This is a genomic window from Virgibacillus profundi (assembly GCF_002287375.1).
In the GTDB taxonomy this organism is placed as follows: Bacteria; Bacillota; Bacilli; order Bacillales; family Amphibacillaceae; genus Virgibacillus_K; species Virgibacillus_K profundi.
The window spans coordinates 144,298-168,097 of the sequence record NZ_NPOA01000007.1 but is presented as its reverse complement, the minus strand read 5'-3'; the positions used below and the strand labels follow the sequence as shown (position 1 = coordinate 168,097).

Below are 23,800 nucleotides of genomic sequence, written 5' to 3'. Positions count from 1 at the left end.
ATTAAAGTGAAGGAGAATGTTAATTGCGTTACTTAACTGCAGGCGAATCACATGGAAAACAACTTACAACAATAATTGAAGGTATTCCTGCAAGGATGCCTTTACTTAAAGAAGATATTAACGAATCCTTATTACGCAGGCAGAAGGGTCATGGGCGTGGCAAGCGTATGCAAATTGAGAAAGACCTTGTAGACATTACCGGTGGAGTGAGACATGGGTATACGTTAGGTTCACCTATTTCACTTGTCGTACATAATGATGATTTTAAACATTGGATCGATATCATGGGAGAAGATCCAATTGAAGAAGATGCAAAGATCAGACGTGTCATAACAAGACCAAGACCAGGTCATGCAGATTTAAATGGGGCACTAAAATATGGGCATCGTGATATTCGAAATATACTGGAACGTTCCTCAGCTCGTGAAACTACGGTTCGTGTGGCTGCAGGTGCAGTGGCTAAAACTTTATTAAAGCATTTAGGTATAGAAGTGAGCGGTTATGTGAAAGAAATTGCTGGAATCCGTGCAGCAGAAATTGATTCACTTACAATTGAGGACAGAAAAACGATTTCAGAAGATTCCCCTGTGCGGGTGCTTGATCAGAACGTTGAACAGCAAATGATGGATGCAATAGACGAGGCCAAAAAAGAAGGTGACTCTATTGGTGGTGTCGTAGAAGTATATGTGGAAGGTATGCCCGCAGGTGTCGGCTCCTATGTTCACTATGATCGTAAACTGGATAGCAGAATTGCCGGCAGTGTCGTTAGCATTAACGCATTTAAAGGAGTAGAGTTTGGAATTGGTTTTGAGGCAGCAGAAATGAATGGCAGTAATGTTCATGATGAAATAGCCTGGAATGAAGAAAAAGGATATTACAGGACTTCCAACAGACTTGGTGGATTTGAAGGCGGGATGACAACAGGCATGCCAATTGTTGTTAAAGGTGTCATGAAACCTATTCCCACTTTAATGAAAAAACCATTGCAAAGCGTTGATATTGAAACAAAGGAACCCTTTAAAGCAACTGTTGAAAGATCAGACGCTTGTGCCGTTCCAGCTGCATCGGTAGTAATGGAACATGTGGTTGCATTTGAATTAGCAAAAGCAATAACAGAACAGTTTCCAAGCGACCAGTTTCCCAAGCTTAAAAAAGTGATAGATGAGTACCGTGAAGAAATAAGGTGTTTTTAGTGAAGGAAATACAGGTTCAGTCAAGCTCTCACCTGTATAATATAACAATTGGTGAAGCAATACGTTTTCAACTAAAAGATTTTATAGCTAGTGATTATTCTTCTGTTTATATCGTTACCGATGAAAGTGTGGCAGATTTGTACTTACAGGAAATATTGGAGAACTTTTCTGAGACCAAAGTCTCCCATTTTATTATACCTGCAGGAGAAAAATCCAAAAATATAAATTCTTTTTATAAGTTGCATACACACGCATTGAAAAATGGGCTTGACCGCAATTCATTAATTATAGCATTAGGTGGCGGAGTAGTAGGGGATTTAGCCGGGTTTGGTGCAGCAACTTATATGCGGGGAATAGATTATATTCAGATTCCTACGACAATACTCGCACATGACAGTAGTGTGGGAGGAAAAGTAGCAATCAATCATGAATTGGGGAAAAATTTAATTGGTAATTTTTATCCGCCAAAAGCAGTGATTTATGATGTTGAAACATTACAATCTTTACCTAAAAAAGAAATTCGTTCAGGTTATGCTGAATTGGTTAAAGAATCATTAATTGCTGATAAAGCTTTTTTTAATACAATTATACAAACAGATTTACAAACACTCACAAACAAGCAGTTGCAGGAACATATTCTTGTTGGAATAAAAATAAAGGCTTCCATTGTCGAGTCAGATGAAAAAGAATCAGGTATTCGTAAATTTCTAAACTTAGGTCACACATTGGGACATGCGTTGGAAGCTGAGTTGGGATATGGTTTCTTAACCCATGGGGAAGCAGTTGCGATTGGTTTGTTATTTTCACTTCATGTGAGCGAAGAAATCTATGAGACAAAAATGCCATACCTACCTCTAATCGAGTGGCTTAAAACAAATAATTATCCTACGGGAATGCATCAATTAGAACCGGATGCATTAATAAGTAAAATGAAAACAGATAAAAAAGTGGTTAATCAAACGATTCAGATGGTGCTCTTAAAGGGTATCGGTGAACCAACGATGAAAGAAATTAATGATCATGATCTTAAGATTTATTTAAATTCATTTGTGCAAAGGCTGGTGGGAGAATGACACGTGGAATACGAGGAGCTACAACAGTTCATGAAAATGAAGAAAAACTTATAATTAATAATACAAAGCTATTAGTTGATGAAATGGTTCAAAAAAATAATATAATGGCCACAGATGTTTCACATGTCTTTATTTCTGTTACTAAGGATTTAAATGCTGCTTTTCCAGCTAAATCTTTAAGAGAAATACCTGGTTGGACCTATGTTCCTGTCATGTGTATGGCAGAAATAGATGTACCGGGCAGCTTACCTGCCTGCATCAGGGTAATGATGGTCGTGAACACCACGGAGGAACAAAAAGATGTAAAGCATATATTTCATAATGACGCAATTAAATTAAGACCGGACCTGGTAAATAGAGGGGGAGAGTAGTTTATGGAAGGAAAAGCAATTTTGAACCAACTATCCCCGTACCAGCAGGGGAAGCAGATAAAAGATATTGAAAAAGAATATGGTTTGGATCGTATAGTAAAATTAGCTTCAAACGAAAACCCATACGGTTACTCTGCACATGTAAGAGAATATTTTTTAAAAAATATATCCGAATTTAATATATATCCAGATGGCTATACAGCTGAACTACGTAAAGCCGTTGCCGATAAAATTAATGTCAATGAAAACCAGCTGTTATTTGGTAGTGGATCTGAAGAAATTGTGCAAATGATTTGCAGAGCATTTTTGTATTCCGGCACAAACACGATAATGGCTACACCGACTTTTCCACAATATAAACATAATGCTTTGATCGAAGGGGCAGATGTGGTAGAAATACCTACAGTTAATGGTTACCATGATCTGGAAAATATTTACAAATCCATTGATCATAATACAAAAGTTGTTTGGCTCTGCTCACCGAATAATCCATCTGGTTTGGTTATTCCAAAAGAAGATTTCAAGGATTTTATGGATAAATGTCCGGAAAATGTATTAGTCGTTTTAGATGAGGCTTATTATGAATACATAGATGATTCAAAGGATATTCATGCACTAACACTGTTATCAGATTATTCCAACCTAATTGTATTGCGTACTTTTTCAAAAGCCTATGGATTAGCTGGATTACGTATCGGCTACGGGATTGCAAATAATAATCTGATTACGAAACTCGATGTTGTCAGAGGCCCATTCAATACAACTTCTTTAGCACAAAAAGCTGCATTAATTGCATTGGATGATACTGAATTTATTGAGGATACAAAAGCAAATAATTTTGCAGTAAAAAAATCTGTACAGCAATTTCTCGACACAATTGGCTGGAAGTATTATGAAACCCAGGCAAACTTCTTATTGGTATCTACACCTGTAAGCGGAACTGAAGTTTTTCAGTTTTTAGTAGAAAATGGTTTTATTGTTCGTCCAGGTGAACTTCTTGGTTCTCCAAATACAATCAGGTTTACACTTGGAAAAGCAGAAGATATGAATCTGATGCAAGATAAATTAGCTCAATTACACCAACAAATAATCAAGGGGAATTAACTGTGAAAAGGACTATTGTAATTGCAGGATTAGGTTTAATCGGGGGATCTTTAGCGAAAGGGATGGCAGTGTCTGATGAAAACCATATTATTGGTTATGATGTGAGCAATGAAACATTGGACTACGCACTTGCAAATAAAATTATTCATGAACCAGCTACAGACTTTACCAAAGCTGCACAGCAGGCTGATTTTATTATACTAGCGGCACCGATATCAGAAACGATTAGATTAATGGAGAAATTGAATACTATTACATTAGGTAAAAATACAATAGTTTCTGATGTATCATCTGTAAAAAGCTCGATAATAGAAGCTGCAAATAAGTTTACAAACGATAATATTACATTTATCGGCGGACATCCTATGTCGGGGTCACATAAAAAGGGAGTTCAGGCAGCGAAAGCACATTTATTTGAAAATGCTATCTATGTACTTACACCAGCTATAAATAGTACACCGGCTAAAATAGATTTGCTTAAAGACGTTTTGCAGCATACGAAAAGCAAATTTATTGTTTTAAATTCTGATGAACATGACGAAATGACAGGTGTAGTATCTCATTTCCCGCATTTAATTGCATCCTCTCTTGTGCATCAAGCAAGAAAATGGGAGGAAACCCATGCCTATTTGCCTAATCTCGCTGCAGGAGGATTTCGTGATATTACCAGGATAGCGTCAAGTAACCCTAAGCTGTGGCAGGATATATTTTTCCACAATGGTAATAAAATGTCTAAGCTTTTGGAAGAATGGATAACAGAAATGCGTTACTTAAAGAATTTAGTAGATAAAAAAGATAAAGAAGATATGATTTCATATCTGGATATGGCTAAATGCTATCGTGATGGATTGGGTACCGAAGAAAAAGGTGTGATACCTTCATTTTACGATATATATGTGGATATACGTGACCAAACAGGTGCGCTTGCATCTGTTACACAAATACTTGCAAATGAAAATATCAGCATTAATAATATCCAGATTTTAGAAATACGTGAAGGTATTACAGGAGCGTTAAGATTGAGTCTTGCATCAAAGGATACCCAAAAGGAAAGCTACAATCTTCTTAAAAATCATGGGTATGAAATAATGATTCAAAGATAAAGCGTATGCTAAAGGAAGTGAAACTGCATGAATGAAATTCAATTAAAACCAATTCATCGTCCACTTATTGGGGAATTAGAGGTTCCAGGGGATAAATCAATTTCACACAGGGCGGTAATGCTTGGTTCCCTTGCCAATGGTACAACAAAAGTGACACACTTTTTAGAGGGGGAAGATTGCATGCATACCGTTGAAGCTTTTCGATCGATGGGTGTTTCTATTGACAAAGAGGAGTTAACACTCACCATTGAAGGAAAAGGTATGGAAGCTTTTGTAGAACCAAGAGAACCATTATATTTTGGGAACTCGGGAACAACCGCAAGATTAATGCTTGGCTTATTATCCGGTTTGCCTATTTTTTCTATAGTTTATGGAGATCCTTCTTTATCAAAGCGCCCAATGGACAGGGTAACAATACCTCTGAAAAAAATGGGGGCCAATTTTGATGGCAGGGAGATGGGAAGCTATCTGCCATTATCAATTAGAGGGAAAACCTTAAACAGTATTGATTATACAATGCCTGTAAAAAGTGCCCAGGTTAAATCTGCCATATTACTGGCAGGACTGCATGCTGAAGGAGAAACCAAAATTACAGAAATGACTCCTACAAGAAATCATACTGAAAATATGCTTCGGGCCTTTGGGGCAGATTTAAAAACAGACGGTAACACTATTACCATTACAAATAAGCAAACACTATCAGCAACTGATATATATGTTCCAGGAGATATTTCTTCGGCAGCTTTTTTCCTGGCTGCTGCTGCAATTATTCCTGGAAGTGAGTTAACACTTAAAAATGTAGGTTTAAATGAAACCAGGACTGGAATAATCGATGTTCTACTAGCTATGGGTGCAGATATACAAATCAATAATGAACAGACTATCAGTGGGGAGATAATCGGGGATATCCAAATTACATATAGCCCGCTTCAAAGTATTACAATTGAAGGTGATATTATCCCGCGTTTAATCGATGAGATTCCTATTCTTGCATTAGTTGCTACTCAAGTAGAAGGTACGACGATTATCCGTGATGCGAAAGAATTGCGGGTAAAAGAAACAGATCGTATTACTGCAATTACTGAGCTTTTAACAACTCTGGGTGCAGAGATTGAAGCTACGGAAGATGGAATGATCATTCACGGGAGAACGCAATTAGCTGGTGGTAAAGTAGCCTCTTATGATGATCATCGTATTGCTATGATGGCTGTAGTTGCTTCATTGGTCGCAAATGATGAAGTAATTCTTGATGACGTGAGTTCCATAGCTGTTTCCTATCCGGGTTTCTTTGAAGATTTAAATAAAATTAGTAACTGATTTAAAGAATCTGCCCTTAGGTGCAGATTCTTTTCATTTAGTTGAACATGAATTTATAATTAGTTATGATAACAGTTACCTGAGTTTAATAAGAGAGGATGTTCATTGTGGACACCATAACGGAAGCAGTACACTTAATGGAAAGTAATCAATCAGATAAAGCAATAGAACTATTGGAGTCCTATTTGAATGTAGCAGATAATGAAGAAAAGTATTCGATTGCCGAGTTGTATATGCAATGGGGATTTCTGGAGGAAGCAAGCACTATTTTAAATGAGTTATTGCAGCAATTTCCTGATGAAAGTGAGCTGAAAGTTGCACTTGCTGATATCTGCATCGAATTAGAAGACGATGAAAAAGCGATCAATTTATTAAATGAGATTAATGAAGATGATCCGGCATATATACAGTCTTTAATACAATTAGCAGATTTATATCAGGCACAAGGATTATTTGAAGTTGCTGAACAGAAGCTGCTTACAGCAAAACAAGTTGATCCTAATGAAGTTATTATTGATTTTGCACTTGGTGAACTATTATTTTCAATTGGAGAATATAGAAAAGCAATTACTTATTATGAGAAAACAGCATTAAAAATGAAAGAAGTTGCAAATATATCCATTAATGAGCGATTGGCAGAAGCACATGCAGCATCGGGTGAATATGAGCTGGCATTAGCGTTTTTTCAGGAAGAAGAAAATGAAGACCCTGATACATTGTTTAAATATGGTTTTACTGCTTACCAAGCCAATCGTAAGGATATCGCAATTAAAGCCTGGGAGCATGTAATTGAAATCGATGCATACTATCACACGGTATATTATCAATTAGCGAAAGCCTATGAAGATGAAGGCATGTATAAGGATGCTTATGAAACCGCAAGTAAGGGATTACAAGTTGATGAATTTAATAAGGAGCTATACTTCCTGACAGGTTCACTTGCACATCAACTGAATAAGGATGCTGAGAGTGAAAAATTTGTTCGTGAAGCGTTAGCACTAGACCCGGATTATAAAGAGGCAGTATTATTTTTAATCGAACTATTTAAAAATAAAGAGAATTTTGAAGGGATTATCGACCTGCTTATCGAAATAAAGAGTATAGGTGCAGATGATTCCTTATATGAATGGGAGCTGGCCCGTGCATATAATGAAATTGAATCATATAATGATGCATTAAAACACTATTGGGAAGCATATAATAGCCTAAACAAAGATAGCGATTTTCTGAAGGAATTCGGATATTTTCTAACAGAAGAAGGGAGGACGGATGACGCGATTCCAATTTTTGAAGCATATATGGCTCAGCAGCCGTCAGATAATGAAATAGAGGAATTTATTAATCGCTTAAAGCAATCGGGATAAAGAAAAAAATCAGGGGGTAATAAAGGAGGTATTTATTAGTTATGCAGACTCCTATTTCCATACAAGACAAAAAGAGTTTCATTCAATGGTTCTTAAATCACTACCAATTAAAAAAACGCGAGAGTGTATGGATATTAAATTATTTAGTTAACCATAATGAGCTTCTGAAACATGTGCATTTTGTAAGAGATGCTAAATTTTGTCCACGGGGAATTATTATGACAAGCCACTGTTCTGATGAAGTACCTTTTCGGTTTTATAAAAATCAATTAGTTACAACAGACTCAGAGAAATCATTCCATGATATACGATTAAATCAGAACGATCCATTATACTTACAGCTTAATTTTAAAAATGCAAATCAAAATTCATTCTATGTCGCAGTCCTGGAAGAAAATCCGTATATCCCTGATGAGTATTTTATAACTACAAAAGATCAGGAACTGGCAAAGAAACTATTGGATAAATCTGTATATGATTTCAGAAGAAATTTACTGATGCAGGAAATTGATAGTGCACTGGCCGAATTGGATAAAGCTAAATTCATGAAATTATCGGCAAAACTACAAAAGTTGGAGATAAAATATGAATCAACCTAAATTGCAGGAGCAATAGGTTGATTTTTTTTGTGTATATAAGATAATATTTAATAATAGTGTAATATTTTCTGCACATTGTATAAGAATAAGTGGAAGGGCTGATAAAAATATATGAAATGGAAGAAAGAAGATATTAAGCAATATGTACAGGCAAAGGAATATATCGATACAATTGTTATACCACTTATCCCTTTTCATTTATCCCAGGATAATGAGTTGGAAAAAGGTACATTCCAAAGTGAAGTTTTATCGCTATTTTCAAATGAAATTGAAAAAGAGCTAACAGGCAGAGTAATGCTTTTGCCGACCTATCATTATTTAAAGTCCGTTAATAAAGAACCGGAAGCAGATCGTCTGAATAAATGGGTGGAGGATGTACAAAAACAGCCATTTACTCACATTTTCTTTATCACATTTGATTCTTCCTGGAAAAAAAATGAACAAGCATTAAATGGTACACTGCTTTGGCTTCCAGGTGTCTCATCCGGAGATCTGCATTCAAAAGAAATGCATGGGGTAATACGAAATCAGGTAGAACAAATTGTTGAACTAATCAGATCTTATTGGTAATTAAAATTTATTTTGCGAAATAATGCGAATTTCATCACATTATTGAATAAAATTTATAACTTTTAGCCTGACAAATCCTGTTATATATTGACCGAACAAACAGTTTGCGCTATCATAGTAATGTCCTAGTAATCTGATTAAATAATGATTGTCCGTGATTAATGTAAAGAGGGGGGAAAAACATGAGTGAAAAAAAGCAACAAGTATCCCGTAGACAATTTCTAAACTATACGTTAACTGGTGTAGGTGGATTTATGGCAGCAGGACTGCTTGTTTCACCACTACGAATGGCTATTGATCCAGTATTGCAAAAATCTACTCATGGTGATTTAGCGAATGTTAGCTTGGCTGTCGGGGATATTACTACTGAACCGACAAGAGTTGACTGGAAAATTGATCAGGTAGATGGCTGGTATGAATCACAGGTAAGTAAATCTGCATGGGTTTTCAAAGATGAAAACGATGAAATTCAAGCCTTTTCCCCAGTATGTAAACACTTAGGTTGTGTTGTTTCATGGGAAGGCAGTGAGGATTTTCCGAATGAATTCTACTGTCCATGTCATGATGGCCGCTACTACAAAGATGGAACCAACGTACCCGGAACTCCACCTTTAGCGCCATTGGATGTATTTGAGCGGGAAGTAAGAGATGGAATGTTGTTCCTGGGTGAAGCAAAACCAAAAGGGGAGGCGTAATTATTTATGCTGCAGAAAATATATGATTGGATAGATGATCGTGTAGATATTACGCCAATTTGGCGAGATATTGCTGATCATGAGGTTCCTGAACATGTTAATCCCGCCCACCACTTTTCAGCCTTTGTATATTGTTTTGGGGGCTTAACATTTTTCGTTGTTGTTATACAAATACTTTCCGGAATGTTCCTGACGATGTATTATGTTCCGGATATTGAAAATGCATGGAGATCAGTTTATTACCTGCAAACAGAAGTCGCTCATGGGCAAATCGTACGAGGTATGCACCACTGGGGTGCCAGTGTTGTTATAGTTATGTTGTTACTACATACGTTACGAGTATTTTTCCAAGGAGCATACAAAAAACCTCGTGAACTTAACTGGATGGTTGGGGTATTACTGTTTTTTGTTATGCTTGGTCTGGGTTTCACAGGCTATTTATTACCATGGGATAATAAAGCATATTTCGCAACGCAGGTTGGTCTTGAAATAGCTGAACAAGTACCATTTATAGGTGTACAATTGAAAACTCTTTTAGCCGGTGATGCATCCATTGTAGGTGCACAAACGCTGACAAGATTCTTTGCAATCCATGTGTTCTTCTTACCGGCAGCACTATTTGGATTACTGGCAGCACACTTTATCTTGATCCGTAGACAAGGTATTTCTGGACCACTATAAAAAGGAGGGGAAAGCTATGCATAAGGGGAAAGGAATGAAATTTGTCGGAGATTCCCGAATTTCCGCCGAAAGAAAACCGAATGCTTCTAAAGACTATTCTGAATATCCTGGAAGAACAGAAGCTTTTTGGCCCAACTTTTTATTAAAAGAATGGTTGGCAGGATCTGTGTTTCTAGTTGGTTTCTTATGTTTGACTTTAGCTCATCCATCACCTTTGGAAGGTGTGGCAGATCCAACAGACTCAGCCTATATACCATTGCCAGACTGGTACTTCCTGTTCTTATATGAACTATTGAAATATGAATTTGCAGCTGGACCGTATATTATTATGGGAATTTTGGTACTTCCTGGAATAGCATTTGGTGCTTTATTGCTGGCGCCATTTTTGGACAACGGTCCTGGTCGCAGGCCACATCAGCGTCCAATAGCTGTAACTATGATGCTTCTTGGATTAGCATCAGTAATTTGGTTAACTTATACATCTGCAGAAAATGTTAATTGGGAAGAACGCGCAGAAGCGAACAAACCAATTCCACCAACTGAAGTTGAGATAGATACAGAGCATCCCGGCTATGCAATATATGAAAATAGCTGTATGTCATGTCATGGTGGTTCATTAGAAGGTACTGCCGGCCCGACGCTGGTTGGAATTGATTACACTGCCGAAGAGATTGCTCAAATAGCAGTAGATGGTATTGGAACAATGCCTGCTGATCAATTTACCGGAACAGATGAAGAGCTGGAGCAATTAGCTGAGTTTATTGTTACTGTAAACGAAGAAGCGAAGTAAATTTTATTTTAATACTCTAAAGCACCTTTGCCAAAACGAATGGTTAAGGTGCTTTTTTTATTAAATGAGAAGAAGGGATTTACGAAATGATTAAATACATATTGCTTGATAAACGATTTTTAATTGTTTTATTTTTTATTAATTTATTTGGAACTATATATGGGTATATGTGGTACGAGAGTCAACTATCCATTACACCGGATATTTTTCTTGTTTTTGTTCCGGATAGTCCAACTGCAAGCTTATTTTTTACTATCTTTTTACTGTTTTTTATCTTTGGAAGAAATATTCCATATATTGAAGCCCTTGGTGTGATAACTTTATTTAAATATGGCGTATGGGCTGTCGTGATGAATCTTCTGACACTGATTATAGAGGGATCACTTAGCTGGCAGGGCTATATGCTAATGGCTTCACATGGTGCGATGGCAATACAAGGGTTACTTTATGCACCATTTTACAAAATTAAAGTGAGACATATCGTATTTGCTGCAGTTTGGACCTTGCACAATGATGTTATAGATTATGTATTTGAAATGATGCCAACTTATTCCACGCTTACAGAATACATGAATGAGATTGGTTACTTTACTTTTTGGTTAAGCATATTATCGATCTTTATTGCTTATAAGCTGACAATTAAAAATCAAGATAAGTTAAGAAGATAAGTTCACTGTTATATAATGCAATCTCACATCATACATTATTAAAAGAAAATGTATGTGAGGTGATCTCTATGCTAAAATATAAAATATTTATTGTTTCATTGTTCATAGGGATTGTTCTATATTTACAACCAGGAGCTGCAACAGCCTCAGCTGATTCAAACGTATCAAAAAAACTAATTTTCAATAATGAAAACGGAATGATTTCCTTATTTTGGACAGTAGCTATTGTAGGAGGATGTATTGCCATTACATTAACTTATGTCAGTTGGAGAAAATACAAAGGGGAACAAAAAAAGAAATTAGAGAAAGACAAAACAGTTGACTAAAATCCGATTTTTGACTAAAATTGACCTATATAAATAATTATTTTATGGAGGAATGCAGTTTGTTAGGTGGACTAGGTGGATATATTATTTATTTTGCCCTATTGATGATTATCCCGTTATGGGCACAATCAAAGGTTAAAAGCACGTATAAAAAATATTCAAAAAAGGCAACATCTTCACATATGACAGGTGCACAGGTTGCACGTAAGATTTTAGATGATAATGGCTTATATGATGTAACTATTGAAGAAACAAAAGGCGTACTTTCTGATCATTATGATCCAAGAAAAAAAGTGGTTAGACTATCCTCAGGTAACTTCCATGGACATTCCATGGCCGCCTCAGCTATTGCAGCCCACGAAGTTGGACATGCTATTCAGGATGCGGAAGAATATGCTTTTCTCAAGTTCAGAAGCACATTAGTACCTGTTGCAAGCTTTGGTTCCAACATTTCATTTTTCTTTATTTTGGCAGGTATTCTTTTTGATATGGGGAATATGCTTCTTTTAGGGATTATCTTCATGTCAGCAGCCGTACTGTTCCAATTAGTAACATTACCTGTTGAATTTGATGCTTCCAATCGAGCAATGGGACAAATGGTTTCAACAGGTGTTATAAAAAATAACGAAGAACGTGAAACGAAAAAAGTATTAAATGCTGCAGCAATGACTTATGTCGCAGCAGCACTTGTAGCTGTTATGGAATTGGTAAGATTCATCATGATGTATGTAGCGAGTAATGACTAATGGAAACGGGATGACAAATTGTCATCCCGTTTTTTAGTCATTTAATGGATTTTTATTTTCATCCAGTGTAAATCCTTCACCCACTACATCATGAACTGTACTTACAGCAACGAACGCATGTGGATCAATCCCGTTAATAATATTTTTTAAACGAACAATTTCATTTCTTGCCACAACACAATATAAAACATCTCTTTTTTCTCCGGAGAAGCTTCCTCTCCCATCAAGAACAGTTACGCCACGGTCCATTTTTTTTAAAATTTTATCAGCTATTTCATCACTTTGACCGGAAATAATTGTTGCCCCCTTTGCAGAGTATGCTCCCTCTTGAATAAAATCAATCACCCTTGCAGCAACATATACTGCAACAAGTGTATACATACCCTCGACTAATTCCAAAATAACAAAAACAGATGTTGCAATTACGACAAAATCAAACAGGAACATTGTTTTCCCCATACTCCATCCCGCATATTTATTGACTAATCGAGCAATGATATCCACTCCGCCTGTTGTGCCACCATAACGAAATATAATACCAAGTCCCACTCCGATAGAAACACCTGCGAATAAGGCTGCCAAAGTCATGTCTGTTTGCAGGTATACTGTGAATTGATTTGCCTGAAAAATACTTAAAAATATTGAAACGGCAAAAGTACCAATTATGGTATAAATAAATGTATTACGGCCAAGAAATTTCCAACCAATAAAAAATACTGGTATATTAAGAATAATATTAGTAATTGCCGGGTCCCAGCCCCAAAGAAAGTATAAAAGGAGGGTAATGCCAGTAAATCCACCCTCACCAAGATTATTTTGCATATTAAAATGTACAATGCCAAAAGAAAAAATTGCTGAACCTAAAAGAATAAATAGGATATTTTTAATTTTTAAACCAAAAATCATTTTAAAGACCTCCAACCTTTGAATTAACTGCTCTGCCAAAGTACATTTACTATTATAGTCAATTTAGGAAAAATGAACAATTTAATTTTTATCCTACATATTTGGAATAAATAATTTGTCAAATTAAAGCCTATTAGCTAACATAATAGTAGACTTATAAGAGTAAGGGGAATTTATTATGAATACACCTGTCTATAATACAGCTGAAATGCAAAAACGGGTAGATGACTATATTTCACAATTTAAAGAAGGTTACTTTTCTCCATTAAGCCAAGTGGCAAGGTTGACGGAAGAAGTAGGGGAATTGGCCAGGGAAGTCAATCACTACCATGGAGAGAAGCCTAAGAAACAATCAGAAAAAGAAAAGACGATTGAAGAAGAGCTTGGTGATATATTATTTGTACTTTCCTGCTTCGCTAATTCACTTGATGTGGACTTATCTGAAGCATTTCATATTGCAATAAATAAAATAGAAACAAGAGACAAAAATCGTTGGACTAAAAAGGGTAAATAATAAACTTATACCGCACTAGGAGGAACTGCAACAATGACTATAAACGTAATAATAGCCGGACCAAGAGGAAAGATGGGATCTGAAGCAATCCAAATGGTTCATAATGAAGAACGCTTTGAGCTGGTGGCTTGTATTGACCGAAAAAATAACGGTAAACAAATGAAGGAAGTTAATTCCTTACCTGACTTGGATGTACCTATTTTTGAAAATCCGGAAGAATGCTTTGAAAATATTGATGCAGATATTTTTATTGACCTTACTGTACCAAACGCAGGCTTTGAAAATACAAAAGTTGCATTAAATCATAATATCAGATCGGTTGTTGGAACGACAGGGTTCACAGATGAACAAATTCATGAACTTTCAAATACTGCAAAAGAGCAGGGTATTGGCTGTATTATTGCTCCCAATTTTGCAGTTGGTGCAGTTTTAATGATGCAATTTGCGCAAATGGCTGCAAAATTCTTTCCAGATGTTGAAATTATCGAAAAACATCATGATAATAAACTGGATGCCCCATCTGGTACCGCAATTAAAACAGCAGAGCTTATTAAGGAAACAAGAAATAATAAAAGTCAGGGTCATCCAAATGAGAGGGAAATAATTACTGGTGCACGTGGTGCAGAATATGATGGTATGAGGATTCATAGTATGCGTTTACCTGGTCTTGTAGCACATCAGGAAGTAGTTTTCGGGGCTTCCGGACAAACTTTAACAATCAAACATGACTCTTATAATCGGGAATCTTTTATGGAAGGTGTAAAATTAGCAATAAATGAAGTATTTAATTTAAGTGAACTTGTTTATGGCCTTGAAAATATTCTGGATATTGCGCATGAAAGCAGAAATAAAGGATTAAACGAATGAAAAAAATAGGAATTACCTGTTATCCTTCCGTTGGCGGTTCTGGTGTAATTGCTACAGAGCTTGGGATGCTATTAGCTGAACAAGGGCATGAAATTCATTTTATTACATCCAGTGTGCCTTTTCGTTTGAACGGAATTTACCCAAAAATCTTTTATCATGAAGTGGAATTGAATCATTACCCGGTATTTCAATATCCACCATATGATCTTGCTCTCGCATCAAAAATGGCAGAGGTAATTGATCGGGAGAAGCTTGATATTCTCCATGTGCATTATGCGATGCCACATGCGATTTGTGCAATATTGGCCAGAGACATTGCAGAGCATGACGTTAAAATTGTTACAACATTGCATGGTACGGATATTAGTGTTTTGGGAATTGACCATACATTTAAAAAAATGATAAAACATGGCATTGAACAATCGGATGCAGTAACAGCAGTTTCGGCTAGCCTGCTTGATCAAACGGTTAATATGCTTGATACAAATAAGGATATTTCTGTTATTTATAATTTTGTAAATGAAAAGGAATATTATAAGAAAGATCTTCCAATCATTAAAGAACAATATGGCATTAAACCTGATGAAAAAGTAATCATTCATATATCCAACTTTCGTAAAGTAAAGCGAATTGATGATGTCATTCAAACCTTTCACGAAATTCAAAAACAGGTGAAGAGTAAACTTTTATTAATTGGTGATGGGCCAGAGTATTCAGAGGCTATTCAATTAGTGTCAGAGCTGGGTCTGGATGAACAAATTTTGTTTTTAGGTAAGCAGAAAAATATTAGTGATTTATTATCCATTTCAGATTTGAAATTATTACTTTCGGAAAAAGAAAGTTTTGGACTGGTGCTACTCGAGGCAATGGCATGTGAAGTGCCTTGTATTGGAACAAACGTGGGAGGTATCCCTGAAGTAATCAGGCACAATGAAACAGGCTACATTGTTGAATTAGGTGATTTAGACATGGCGGCAGATTATGCAATCGAATTATTAAACGATGAGAAACGCTTAAAGGAATTTTCCCAGAATGCCTTCAAACATGCCAGAAGTTATTTTCATTCACAGGAAATAGTTCGGCAGTATATGGAGCTATATGATAAAGTATTAGGTAACCAGGAATAGAAATTTGGTGATCATTATGTTAACTGATCCATTTATTAAAGCAAAAAAAATACTGGAAAAAATTGAATGTCACAATCATAAAGCATATTTTGTTGGTGGTTGTGTCCGGGATTTTTTGCTGAAACGGTCAATTGAAGATGTCGATATTGCAACATCGGCCGCACCCCATATAATTAAACAACTATTTGATAAAGTTATTCCTGTGGGGATTGAACATGGTACTGTTATTGTTAGATACAAGCATGAGTCATATGAAGTAACAACCTTTCGCATTGATGGTATATATACAGACAAACGCCATCCTGATCGTGTCGAATTTATTGATAAAATTGATAAAGACCTTGAAAGAAGAGATTTTACGATAAATGCGTTAGCTATGGATAAAAATGGCGTTATTATTGATTTATTTAATGGCAGGGAAGATTTGCAAAATAAAACAATCCGTACTGTTGGAAATGGATATGACCGTTTCACAGAAGATCCTTTACGAATTATTCGTGCACTGCGATTTTCCAGCCAGTTAGGGTTTATGATAGATCAGGAAACAGTGTCCCACATGAAAAAAGTAAAACAGGATATCAACAATCTTGCAATCGAACGAATTACCAATGAGTTTACAAAATTATTTAAAGGACAATACCTGGGTAATGGTATTGAATATTTACAACAAACAGAAGTTCATAAACAGCTTCCAATAATAAGAGACTATCCAACTATCATTAACCGCCTTCCAAGCCCATTACGGCCATTACATTCGTTTGGGGAGGTCATCGCATTATTCCATCATATCGAACCAAATGTGAGTTTGGAAACATGGGTAAAGCAATGGAAATGCTCAAATAAAATCAAGCAGGAAGCAATTCAGTTGGTAGAAGCGTTAGATCACTTTAATCAAGAAGGTCTTAGTAAATGGGGTGTATATCGTTTATCATCCTTATATTACGAGGGATTTGTGAGATTGGTGGAACTAATCAATCCAACTAAATTAATCCATTTGGATGAAGTGGAACAAATAGATCAAAGTCTTCCAATTAAATCCAAAAAGGAGTTAGCATTAAATGGAAATGATCTAATTGCTTTATTTCCAGATAGAAGGAAAGGTTCCTGGCTTCAGAAGACAATTAATAAATTGGAGTATGAAGTAGTACTCGGAAATGTAAATAATACAAAAAAAGAACTAAAGGAATGGATAAAGTGGAATCCACCCGAAATAAATTAATAAATTTACTTGCAAATAACAGAGAAAACTATATTTCCGGTCAAGGCTTATCAGAAGAACTGAATATATCCCGTAGCGCCATTTGGAAGCATATGAAAAAGCTTGAAGAAGATGGATATCAGATTGAAGGTATATCAAATAAGGGATACCGCATTATCAGCTTTCCTGATAAATTAAGTGAAAATACAATCCTCTGGGGTTTAAAAACAAATTGGCTGGGTAAAAAAATCATACATAAAGATTCAGTATCATCTACACAGGTGATTGCACATCAGGCAGCACAGGAAAATGCAGAGCACGGGACAATTATTATTGCAGATGAACAAACAAGTGGGAGAGGGAGAATGAACCGGGAGTGGCACTCTGCCAATGGGAAAGGGATCTGGCTAAGTATGATTCTCAGACCAGCAATTTCACCTTATCTTGCGCCACAACTAACGTTACTCACAGCAACTGTTTTGGCTGATGTCGTCAATTCCTGCACAACACTAAAGCCACTCATTAAATGGCCAAATGATATTTTAATAAATAATAAAAAAACAGCAGGAATTTTAACGGAAATGCAGGCGGAACAAGATCAAATCCAGTATATTGTCATTGGCTTTGGTATTAATGTTAATCAAAAAAGAGATGAATTGCCTGAAGATCTTAAACGGAAGGCGACATCACTAAAAATTGAAACAAAAAATAACTGGCCAATTAAAGAGCTTATTCAGGAAATTTTACAAACATTTGAGAATACATACGATGATTACATAGCGCATGGCTTTCCTGAAATAAAATCAAAGTGGGAAAGCTATGGTTTTAAAACCGGAAAAAATATTACAATAAAAACATTACGTGAACAATATGAGGCATCATTTTCCGGTATTGCTGATGATGGGGCATTACTTGTGAAAACCAAAGACAATACGGTTAAAAAGTTGTATTCCGGGGAAATTGATTGGTTTCAGGAAGGGGATTAAAACATGTTAACTCGATTGGATTTTCAGAAAATGAAACAAAATAATGAAAAAACAACCATGATTACCGCATATGATTATCCTCAAGCAAAGGGTGCTGAAGAAGCTGGTATTGATATGATCCTTGTTGGGGATTCGTTGGGAATGGTTACATTAGGATATACATCTACTGTTCAAGTAACAGTGGGTGATATGATCCATCATGGAAAAGCTGTTAGGCGTGGTGCACCAAATACTTTCACAGTTGTTGATATGCCCTTTATGTCTTACCATGTATCAGTAGAAGACTCACTTATGAATGCACGTGAGATTTTTCAGCAAACAGACGCACAGGCATTAAAGGTTGAAGGGGCTTCTGACGAAATTTTAGTTCTAATTAAACGCTTAACGGAAGCTGGTATTCCTGTAATTGCCCATTTGGGTTTAACTCCCCAATCTGTTAACGTTCTGGGTGGTTATAAAGTCCAGGGAAAAGATAAAAAAACCGCTGAAAAGCTATTGTCTGATGCAAAAAAAGTCGCTGAATCCGGTGCTATTTCTTTAGTCTTGGAATGTGTGCCTAAGGAGCTTGCAGAAATCATAACAAAAGAAATAGACATACCAACAATCGGAATTGGAGCAGGGATCGATTGTGATGGTCAAGTGTTGGTATATCATGATATATTAAAATATGGTGTAGATCGGTTACCTAAATTTGTTCAAGCCTACGGGGATTTTAACAAAGAAGGAAAAGCGGCGATCGAATCCTATATTTCTGATGTTAAAAAGGGATCTTTTCCAACAGAAAAACATTCATTTTTAATAAAAAACAAAGATATTTTACCAAATAGCTAAAGCAGGGATAGTTGATGGAAATTATTCGATCCGTAAATACGATACAGAAAAAAATAAATACTATCATCGGCCGGAATGAACAAATAGGATTTGTAGCAACAATGGGGTTCTTTCACGCGGGCCATATTAGTCTTATGAAGCAGGCAATAAAAGAAAATGATATTGTAGTGACAAGCATATTTGTTAATCCATTACAATTTGGTCCGGGTGAAGATTATGATCAATATCCGCGTGATGAGGATAGAGATATTCAGCTCGCAGAACAATCGGGAGTAGATATCTTATTTGTGCCTGATGTAAAAGATATGTATCCTAAGACAATGCATATAAACATGTCTATCAATGAGCGTGTTAATGTTTTATGCGGTCGTTCCCGTCCAGGTCACTTTGATGGGGTAATTACCGTTTTAAGTAAATTATTTAACATTTTAAGGCCTGATCGAACATACTTCGGTATGAAAGATGCACAACAGGTAGCAGTAGTGGATGCACTTATTTCCGATTTGAACTTTCCAATAGAAATAGTTGGTTTACCTACGACCAGAGAAAATGACGGACTGGCAAAAAGCAGCAGGAATGTAAATTTAAATAAGAACGAACGTATTCAGGCTGTCTGGTTATATAAAGCATTAAAAAAAGGGCAGGAATTCGTTATAGATGGAGAAAAGAATCCTGATATTATTGTTAAAAAGGTAATGGATATTATCACAAAACAAACTACAGGTACGATAGATTATGTGGAATTATTAAGCTATCCGGATCTAAAGCCTGTTTCAGTAATTGACCAGCAGGTTGTCCTGGCAACTGCTGTGTATTTTGAACATGCAAGGTTAATTGATAACCTCTTATTTGATGAAAAAGGAAATTTAATAAATGTATTTAAGCAGGGGGAAATCTAATGTTTCGCACCATGATGAAAGGAAAGATTCATCGGGCAAGGGTTACAGAAGCTAATTTGAATTATGTTGGAAGTGTAACAATTGATCAATCTATATTAGAGAAAGTCGATATATTGCCACATGAGAAAGTACAAATAGTAAATAATAATAATGGGGCACGCCTAGAGACGTATATTATACCTGGAGAAAGAGGATCAGGTGTTGTATGTTTGAATGGTGCTGCTGCAAGGCTGGTACAAACCGGGGATACCCTTATAATTGTAGCTTACGCGCTTATTTCTGATGAAGAGCTGGCAGATTTTAAACCAAAAGTCGCAATTATGAATGAGCAAAATGAAATTGAACAGCTTATTGAACAGGAACCTCCATTAACGGTATTGTAAGAATTAATGCCCAAGGTTAAACTCTTATCAGTTATAATGGATAAGAGTTTTATTAAAGGTTCTTTTCGTAAACTTTGGAACTGCACTTCGTTCGTTCCACCAAAATACTGTTGCTTTTTAACCTTCTCAGTTTCTATAAAAGGCAACGTATGCGCTTGGTTGTTTGCCGCTGCGGACCGTTGCTTTCCGCGGGCACGGCTTCAGCCTCCTCGCGGAAGATCACCGCTGTGGGGTCTTCAGACACGTGCTGTTCCCGCAGGAGTCAACGGTCCTCCGCTCCAAACAACCGTCATAAATGTGCAAACTTTTGTTTGAATTAATCAAGGAATTTTTAAAAAGTTGCAAATCATAATTCTAGCGAAGTGTGTTTCCGTAGCAGTCGATGAGAACTACTACCATTGATTTTATGTCATCTTTTTTATCGACTACTGGGCAGATAACAACAAGTCTATTGGTGGGGCGAGTAATCGCAGTCCCAAATCACTTCGGTGGGAAGAGCAGTGCGCAGTCCCAATCTATGCGAAAACAGCCTTATTAAATATAAGGAAATTATAAAATTATAGCCTCTATTTTAGAAAGACAGGTGGGAACATGGAGAAATATGTCATCATTGACTTAGAAACAACAGGTCAAACCCCTTCCAAAGATGATAAAATCATTGAGGTTGGAATTGTTGTTATAGAAAATAATAAAATAACCGATCATTACTCCACCTTACTTAATCCAAGCATGCCAATTCCACCATTTATTTCTAATTTAACAGGAATAGTTGATAAAGATGTGGAAGACGCCCCAACTTTTAAAGAAAAAGCAAATGAAATTAACGATATATTTCGTGATGGGTATTTAATTGCACATAATGTTCCATTTGATTTGGGTTTTTTGAATACAGAACTTGCAAATAATGGGGTACATCCATTATCCAACCCTGTTTTGGATACGGTAGAGCTTTCGCGGATTTTATATCCTAAAGCACCCGGCTATAAATTAGGGCAGTTGGCTGAATTTCTGAATATACACCATAATGAACCTCACCGGGCTTTGTCGGATGCCTATGTAACTGCAAAATTGTTTTTAAATTTAAAAGAAAAACTGGATTCATTACCATTTGAAACGATAAACCAATTATTAAAATTGGAAAAAACCTTCAAATCTGATTTGTATCCATTATTAAAGGAAAGATACGAAAAATCAGCTTTTTCAACGGTTGAAAACGAAAATATAGTTTCTTATAGTGGCTTGGCTTTCAGACATATAGAAGTGGTGAAGGAAAAGCAGGATTCAATAGAAGTTTCTTACGGTGATTATTTAGATTCTATTTATGAGAAAGACGGTTCTATGCAGCAACATATGAAGAACTATGAAAAAAGAAATGGTCAACGTGAAATGTCGGAAGCCATTTTTGATGCATTTCAAATACATAAACATGCACTCCTGGAAGCCGAAACAGGTACCGGGAAGTCATTGGCTTATTTAATTCCTGCAATTTACGATGCAAAAAAAACAAAACGAAGGACTGTAATAAGCACACATACAACCCAATTACAGGCCCAGCTTCTGGAAGAAGAAATTCCTTTAATACAAAAGCTTGTTGATTTTGAATTTAAAGCTGCATTGCTAAAAGGGAAGAGCCATTACATCAGTCTTGAAAAATTTGAGCGGTCGCTTGATTCAGACCAACAGGATAATTATGATATGGCACTTACTAAAGCAATGATACTTGTGTGGATAACTGAAACAGAAACTGGTGATATAGACGAAATCCATCTTCCTTCGAGTGGTTACTTATTTTACAGGAAAGTTTCAACAGATACAGAAGGTTATATTGATCCTTATTCACCCTGGTTTTCTCATTCTTATTATCAAAAGGCTCGTAAACGGGCTCAACAAGCCGATATTATCATTACTAATCATGCATTATTATGTACAGATATGTTTAATGATTATCAGTTTTTACCCAGTTACGACAAAGTAATTGTTGATGAAGCACATCATTTGGAAGAAACAGCTTCAAGACATTATGGGTTAAAGCTGGATTATATCAATATGCAATTTATTCTAAATCAAATTGGGAGCACAACTGAAGCGAAGTCATTAGGAAAGGTTTTATCTAAATATTCATTTGATAAGGAACAATTATCATTGGAAAAATGGGATACTATATTTGTTGATACTAAATATGAAGTAGATGATTTATTTCGCTCTTTATTTCAATATGTTGTTGATCAGCAGAAGAAAAATAAATCATTAAGTGATATTGGAAGAACACAATACCGGTTTGAAACAGAAAAAGAAGATCCTAAAAAATGGAATACTATTGAGGAAATGGCGACAAGACTAACTTTTTATCTTCGGGATCTAATTCATATACTTGCTGAGATCGAGCAATACTTTGAAAAGAAAGAAGTACTTAATAAATTTGATAAAGATGAATTAAAAGTGAATATAGAGCTCCTGCAATCATTTATTGACCGGATTGAAAAATTATTCTTAATTGAAGAATCAATTGAACAGGTTAGATGGATTGAAATAGAGACATATGGTTCCAGGAATGCTGTATATCTATATAGTGAACCAACTGATATGTCGCAACTATTGGCAAATGATTTTTTCACCAGGAAGCAGAGTGTTATTTTAACCAGTGCTACACTTACGATGAGAAACTCTTTTACATTTATTCAAAACAGACTTGGATTACCTGAAGAAAGTTTTATTGCTAAAAATATAAATTCACCGTTTCTTTACGATGAACAGGTACAACTAATGATACCGGATGATTTTCCAGATATTAAATATGGTAACTTGGATGATTTTGTTTATGCGACCTGTGAAGCAATTTTATCATTAGCGGAAATCACTAATGGAAGAATGCTCGTATTATTCACGTCCTATGATATGCTTAGAAAATCATATCGTTTACTGAGGGAAACGATTGATCTTGATAAATATGTTCTAATTGCCCAAGGTATATCAAGTGGTAGTCGTACCCGTTTAAAAAAGAATTTTCAAACGTTTGATGAAGCCATTCTTTTAGGTACAAGCTCGTTTTGGGAGGGTGTGGATATACCCGGGGATGACTTATCCTGTCTGATGATCGTTCGCCTTCCGTTTCAGCCACCTGATCATCCAATATATGAAGCAAAATCAAATTATTTAAAAGAAGCAGGTAAAAATGCATTTTTTGAATTGTCCCTGCCAAACGCAGTCATCCGATTCAAACAGGGATTCGGCAGGCTCATTCGGTCAACAAATGACCGTGGGATTGTTTTTGTATGTGATGCAAGAATTATCAAAGCCCGCTATGGTAAATTTTTTACTGAATCAATTCCAAATGTACCAATTACTTTTGATTCCACTCCGGAAATAATGAAGAAAGCTGAAAAGTGGTTTTAAGAACAAAAGCTTAGGTGGACCCGTTTAGCAATTGTGAAGTAAGTCTTGAGCGCTGGAAATGGATGTGGTCTTGCTTGATCGTTTATAAAAAAGCAG

The 23,800-nt window shown here is 36.0% G+C and carries 24 protein-coding genes and 1 pseudogene; 24 read left to right on the top strand and 1 reads right to left on the bottom strand.

Annotated features, from left to right (window positions below; all coding sequences use genetic code 11):
- Positions 1–23: 23 nt before the first annotated feature.
- The 15 genes and pseudogenes from aroC (at position 24) to CIL05_RS11515 (ending at position 12,600) form a co-directional block, all read left to right on the top strand.
- Positions 24–1,193: a chorismate synthase gene (gene aroC / locus CIL05_RS11585; protein ID WP_095655699.1), complete on the top strand. Its 1,170-nt coding sequence runs from the start codon at positions 24–26 to the stop codon at positions 1,191–1,193.
- Positions 1,193–2,266 (top strand): 3-dehydroquinate synthase, encoded by a 1,074-nt coding sequence (gene aroB / locus CIL05_RS11580; RefSeq protein ID WP_095655698.1) that lies wholly within the window; start codon positions 1,193–1,195, stop codon positions 2,264–2,266. Before aroC ends, aroB begins: the two co-directional genes overlap by 1 nt.
- Positions 2,263–2,637: a chorismate mutase gene (gene aroH, locus CIL05_RS11575; protein ID WP_095655697.1), complete on the top strand. Its 375-nt coding sequence runs from the start codon at positions 2,263–2,265 to the stop codon at positions 2,635–2,637. The genes aroB and aroH overlap by 4 nt, the downstream gene beginning before the upstream one ends.
- Positions 2,638–2,640: 3 nt before the next feature.
- A complete protein-coding gene (gene hisC, locus CIL05_RS11570) occupies positions 2,641–3,741 on the top strand; it encodes a histidinol-phosphate transaminase (RefSeq protein WP_095655696.1) in 1,101 nt (366 codons plus the stop codon).
- A 2-nt stretch (positions 3,742–3,743) separates the two neighbouring features.
- Positions 3,744–4,844, top strand: coding sequence for a prephenate dehydrogenase (locus tag CIL05_RS11565; protein ID WP_095655695.1), 1,101 nt, complete (start codon positions 3,744–3,746; stop codon positions 4,842–4,844).
- 27 nt (positions 4,845–4,871) lie between these two features.
- A complete protein-coding gene (aroA, locus tag CIL05_RS11560) occupies positions 4,872–6,161 on the top strand; it encodes a 3-phosphoshikimate 1-carboxyvinyltransferase (RefSeq protein ID WP_095655694.1) in 1,290 nt (429 codons plus the stop codon).
- A gap of 98 nt (positions 6,162–6,259) precedes the next feature.
- Positions 6,260–7,525, top strand: coding sequence for a tetratricopeptide repeat protein (locus CIL05_RS11555; protein WP_338066935.1), 1,266 nt, complete (start codon positions 6,260–6,262; stop codon positions 7,523–7,525).
- Positions 7,526–7,566: 41 nt separating this feature from the next.
- Entirely contained in the window at positions 7,567–8,124 is a 558-nt protein-coding gene (locus tag CIL05_RS11550; RefSeq protein WP_095655692.1) for a ReoY family proteolytic degradation factor, read from the top strand.
- Between the two features lie 111 nt (positions 8,125–8,235).
- Complete coding sequence (locus tag CIL05_RS11545) at positions 8,236–8,694, top strand: YpiF family protein (protein ID WP_095655691.1); 459 nt, start codon at positions 8,236–8,238, stop codon at positions 8,692–8,694.
- 182 nt (positions 8,695–8,876) lie between these two features.
- Positions 8,877–9,389 carry a QcrA and Rieske domain-containing protein gene (locus tag CIL05_RS11540; protein WP_095655690.1) on the top strand — a complete coding sequence of 171 codons (513 nt, stop codon included), beginning with the start codon at positions 8,877–8,879 and terminating at the stop codon, positions 9,387–9,389.
- Positions 9,390–9,395: 6 nt separating this feature from the next.
- Positions 9,396–10,070: a menaquinol-cytochrome c reductase cytochrome b subunit gene (qcrB, locus tag CIL05_RS11535; RefSeq protein ID WP_095655689.1), complete on the top strand. Its 675-nt coding sequence runs from the start codon at positions 9,396–9,398 to the stop codon at positions 10,068–10,070.
- A gap of 16 nt (positions 10,071–10,086) precedes the next feature.
- Positions 10,087–10,860, top strand: coding sequence for a menaquinol-cytochrome c reductase cytochrome b/c subunit (locus CIL05_RS11530; RefSeq protein WP_095655688.1), 774 nt, complete (start codon positions 10,087–10,089; stop codon positions 10,858–10,860).
- 86 nt (positions 10,861–10,946) lie between these two features.
- The gene (gene lhaT / locus CIL05_RS11525; RefSeq protein ID WP_095655687.1) at positions 10,947–11,528 is read left to right on the top strand and encodes a lipoprotein heptaprenylglyceryl N-acetyltransferase LhaT; all 582 of its coding nucleotides are present in this window, start codon (positions 10,947–10,949) and stop codon (positions 11,526–11,528) included.
- Positions 11,529–11,731: 203 nt separating this feature from the next.
- Positions 11,732–11,854: pseudogene (locus CIL05_RS22630) on the top strand (sporulation protein YpjB); the annotation flags it as partial.
- 44 nt (positions 11,855–11,898) lie between these two features.
- Positions 11,899–12,600: a zinc metallopeptidase gene (locus CIL05_RS11515; RefSeq protein ID WP_095655685.1), complete on the top strand. Its 702-nt coding sequence runs from the start codon at positions 11,899–11,901 to the stop codon at positions 12,598–12,600.
- A gap of 33 nt (positions 12,601–12,633) precedes the next feature.
- On the opposite strand, the gene CIL05_RS11510 is transcribed toward CIL05_RS11515, so the two are convergent.
- Positions 12,634–13,506, bottom strand: coding sequence for a YitT family protein (locus CIL05_RS11510; protein ID WP_095655684.1), 873 nt, complete (start codon positions 13,504–13,506; stop codon positions 12,634–12,636).
- 178 nt (positions 13,507–13,684) lie between these two features.
- Between CIL05_RS11510 and CIL05_RS11505 the strand changes: the two genes are divergently transcribed.
- From CIL05_RS11505 to dinG, 9 genes are all read left to right on the top strand, one after another.
- Positions 13,685–14,020, top strand: a complete 336-nt coding sequence (locus tag CIL05_RS11505) for a nucleotide pyrophosphohydrolase (protein ID WP_095655683.1) — start codon at positions 13,685–13,687, stop codon at positions 14,018–14,020.
- Positions 14,021–14,053: 33 nt separating this feature from the next.
- Complete coding sequence (dapB, locus tag CIL05_RS11500; protein WP_095655682.1) at positions 14,054–14,887, top strand: 4-hydroxy-tetrahydrodipicolinate reductase; 834 nt, start codon at positions 14,054–14,056, stop codon at positions 14,885–14,887.
- Positions 14,884–16,014 (top strand): N-acetyl-alpha-D-glucosaminyl L-malate synthase BshA, encoded by a 1,131-nt coding sequence (gene bshA / locus CIL05_RS11495; protein ID WP_095655681.1) that lies wholly within the window; start codon positions 14,884–14,886, stop codon positions 16,012–16,014. The genes dapB and bshA overlap by 4 nt, the downstream gene beginning before the upstream one ends.
- A gap of 7 nt (positions 16,015–16,021) precedes the next feature.
- Positions 16,022–17,233 (top strand): CCA tRNA nucleotidyltransferase, encoded by a 1,212-nt coding sequence (locus CIL05_RS11490; protein ID WP_240510181.1) that lies wholly within the window; start codon positions 16,022–16,024, stop codon positions 17,231–17,233.
- Positions 17,209–18,198 (top strand): biotin--[acetyl-CoA-carboxylase] ligase, encoded by a 990-nt coding sequence (locus CIL05_RS11485; RefSeq protein WP_095655679.1) that lies wholly within the window; start codon positions 17,209–17,211, stop codon positions 18,196–18,198. The genes CIL05_RS11490 and CIL05_RS11485 overlap by 25 nt, the downstream gene beginning before the upstream one ends.
- Before the next feature lie 3 nt (positions 18,199–18,201).
- Entirely contained in the window at positions 18,202–19,029 is an 828-nt protein-coding gene (panB, locus tag CIL05_RS11480) for a 3-methyl-2-oxobutanoate hydroxymethyltransferase (RefSeq protein ID WP_095655678.1), read from the top strand.
- Positions 19,030–19,043: 14 nt separating this feature from the next.
- A complete protein-coding gene (gene panC / locus CIL05_RS11475) occupies positions 19,044–19,928 on the top strand; it encodes a pantoate--beta-alanine ligase (protein ID WP_095655677.1) in 885 nt (294 codons plus the stop codon).
- Complete coding sequence (gene panD, locus CIL05_RS11470; RefSeq protein WP_095655676.1) at positions 19,928–20,311, top strand: aspartate 1-decarboxylase; 384 nt, start codon at positions 19,928–19,930, stop codon at positions 20,309–20,311. The genes panC and panD overlap by 1 nt, the downstream gene beginning before the upstream one ends.
- A gap of 591 nt (positions 20,312–20,902) precedes the next feature.
- On the top strand, positions 20,903–23,704 hold the full coding sequence (gene dinG / locus CIL05_RS11465) for an ATP-dependent DNA helicase DinG (RefSeq protein WP_095655675.1): 2,802 nt from the start codon (positions 20,903–20,905) through the stop codon (positions 23,702–23,704).
- Positions 23,705–23,800 lie beyond the last annotated feature (96 nt).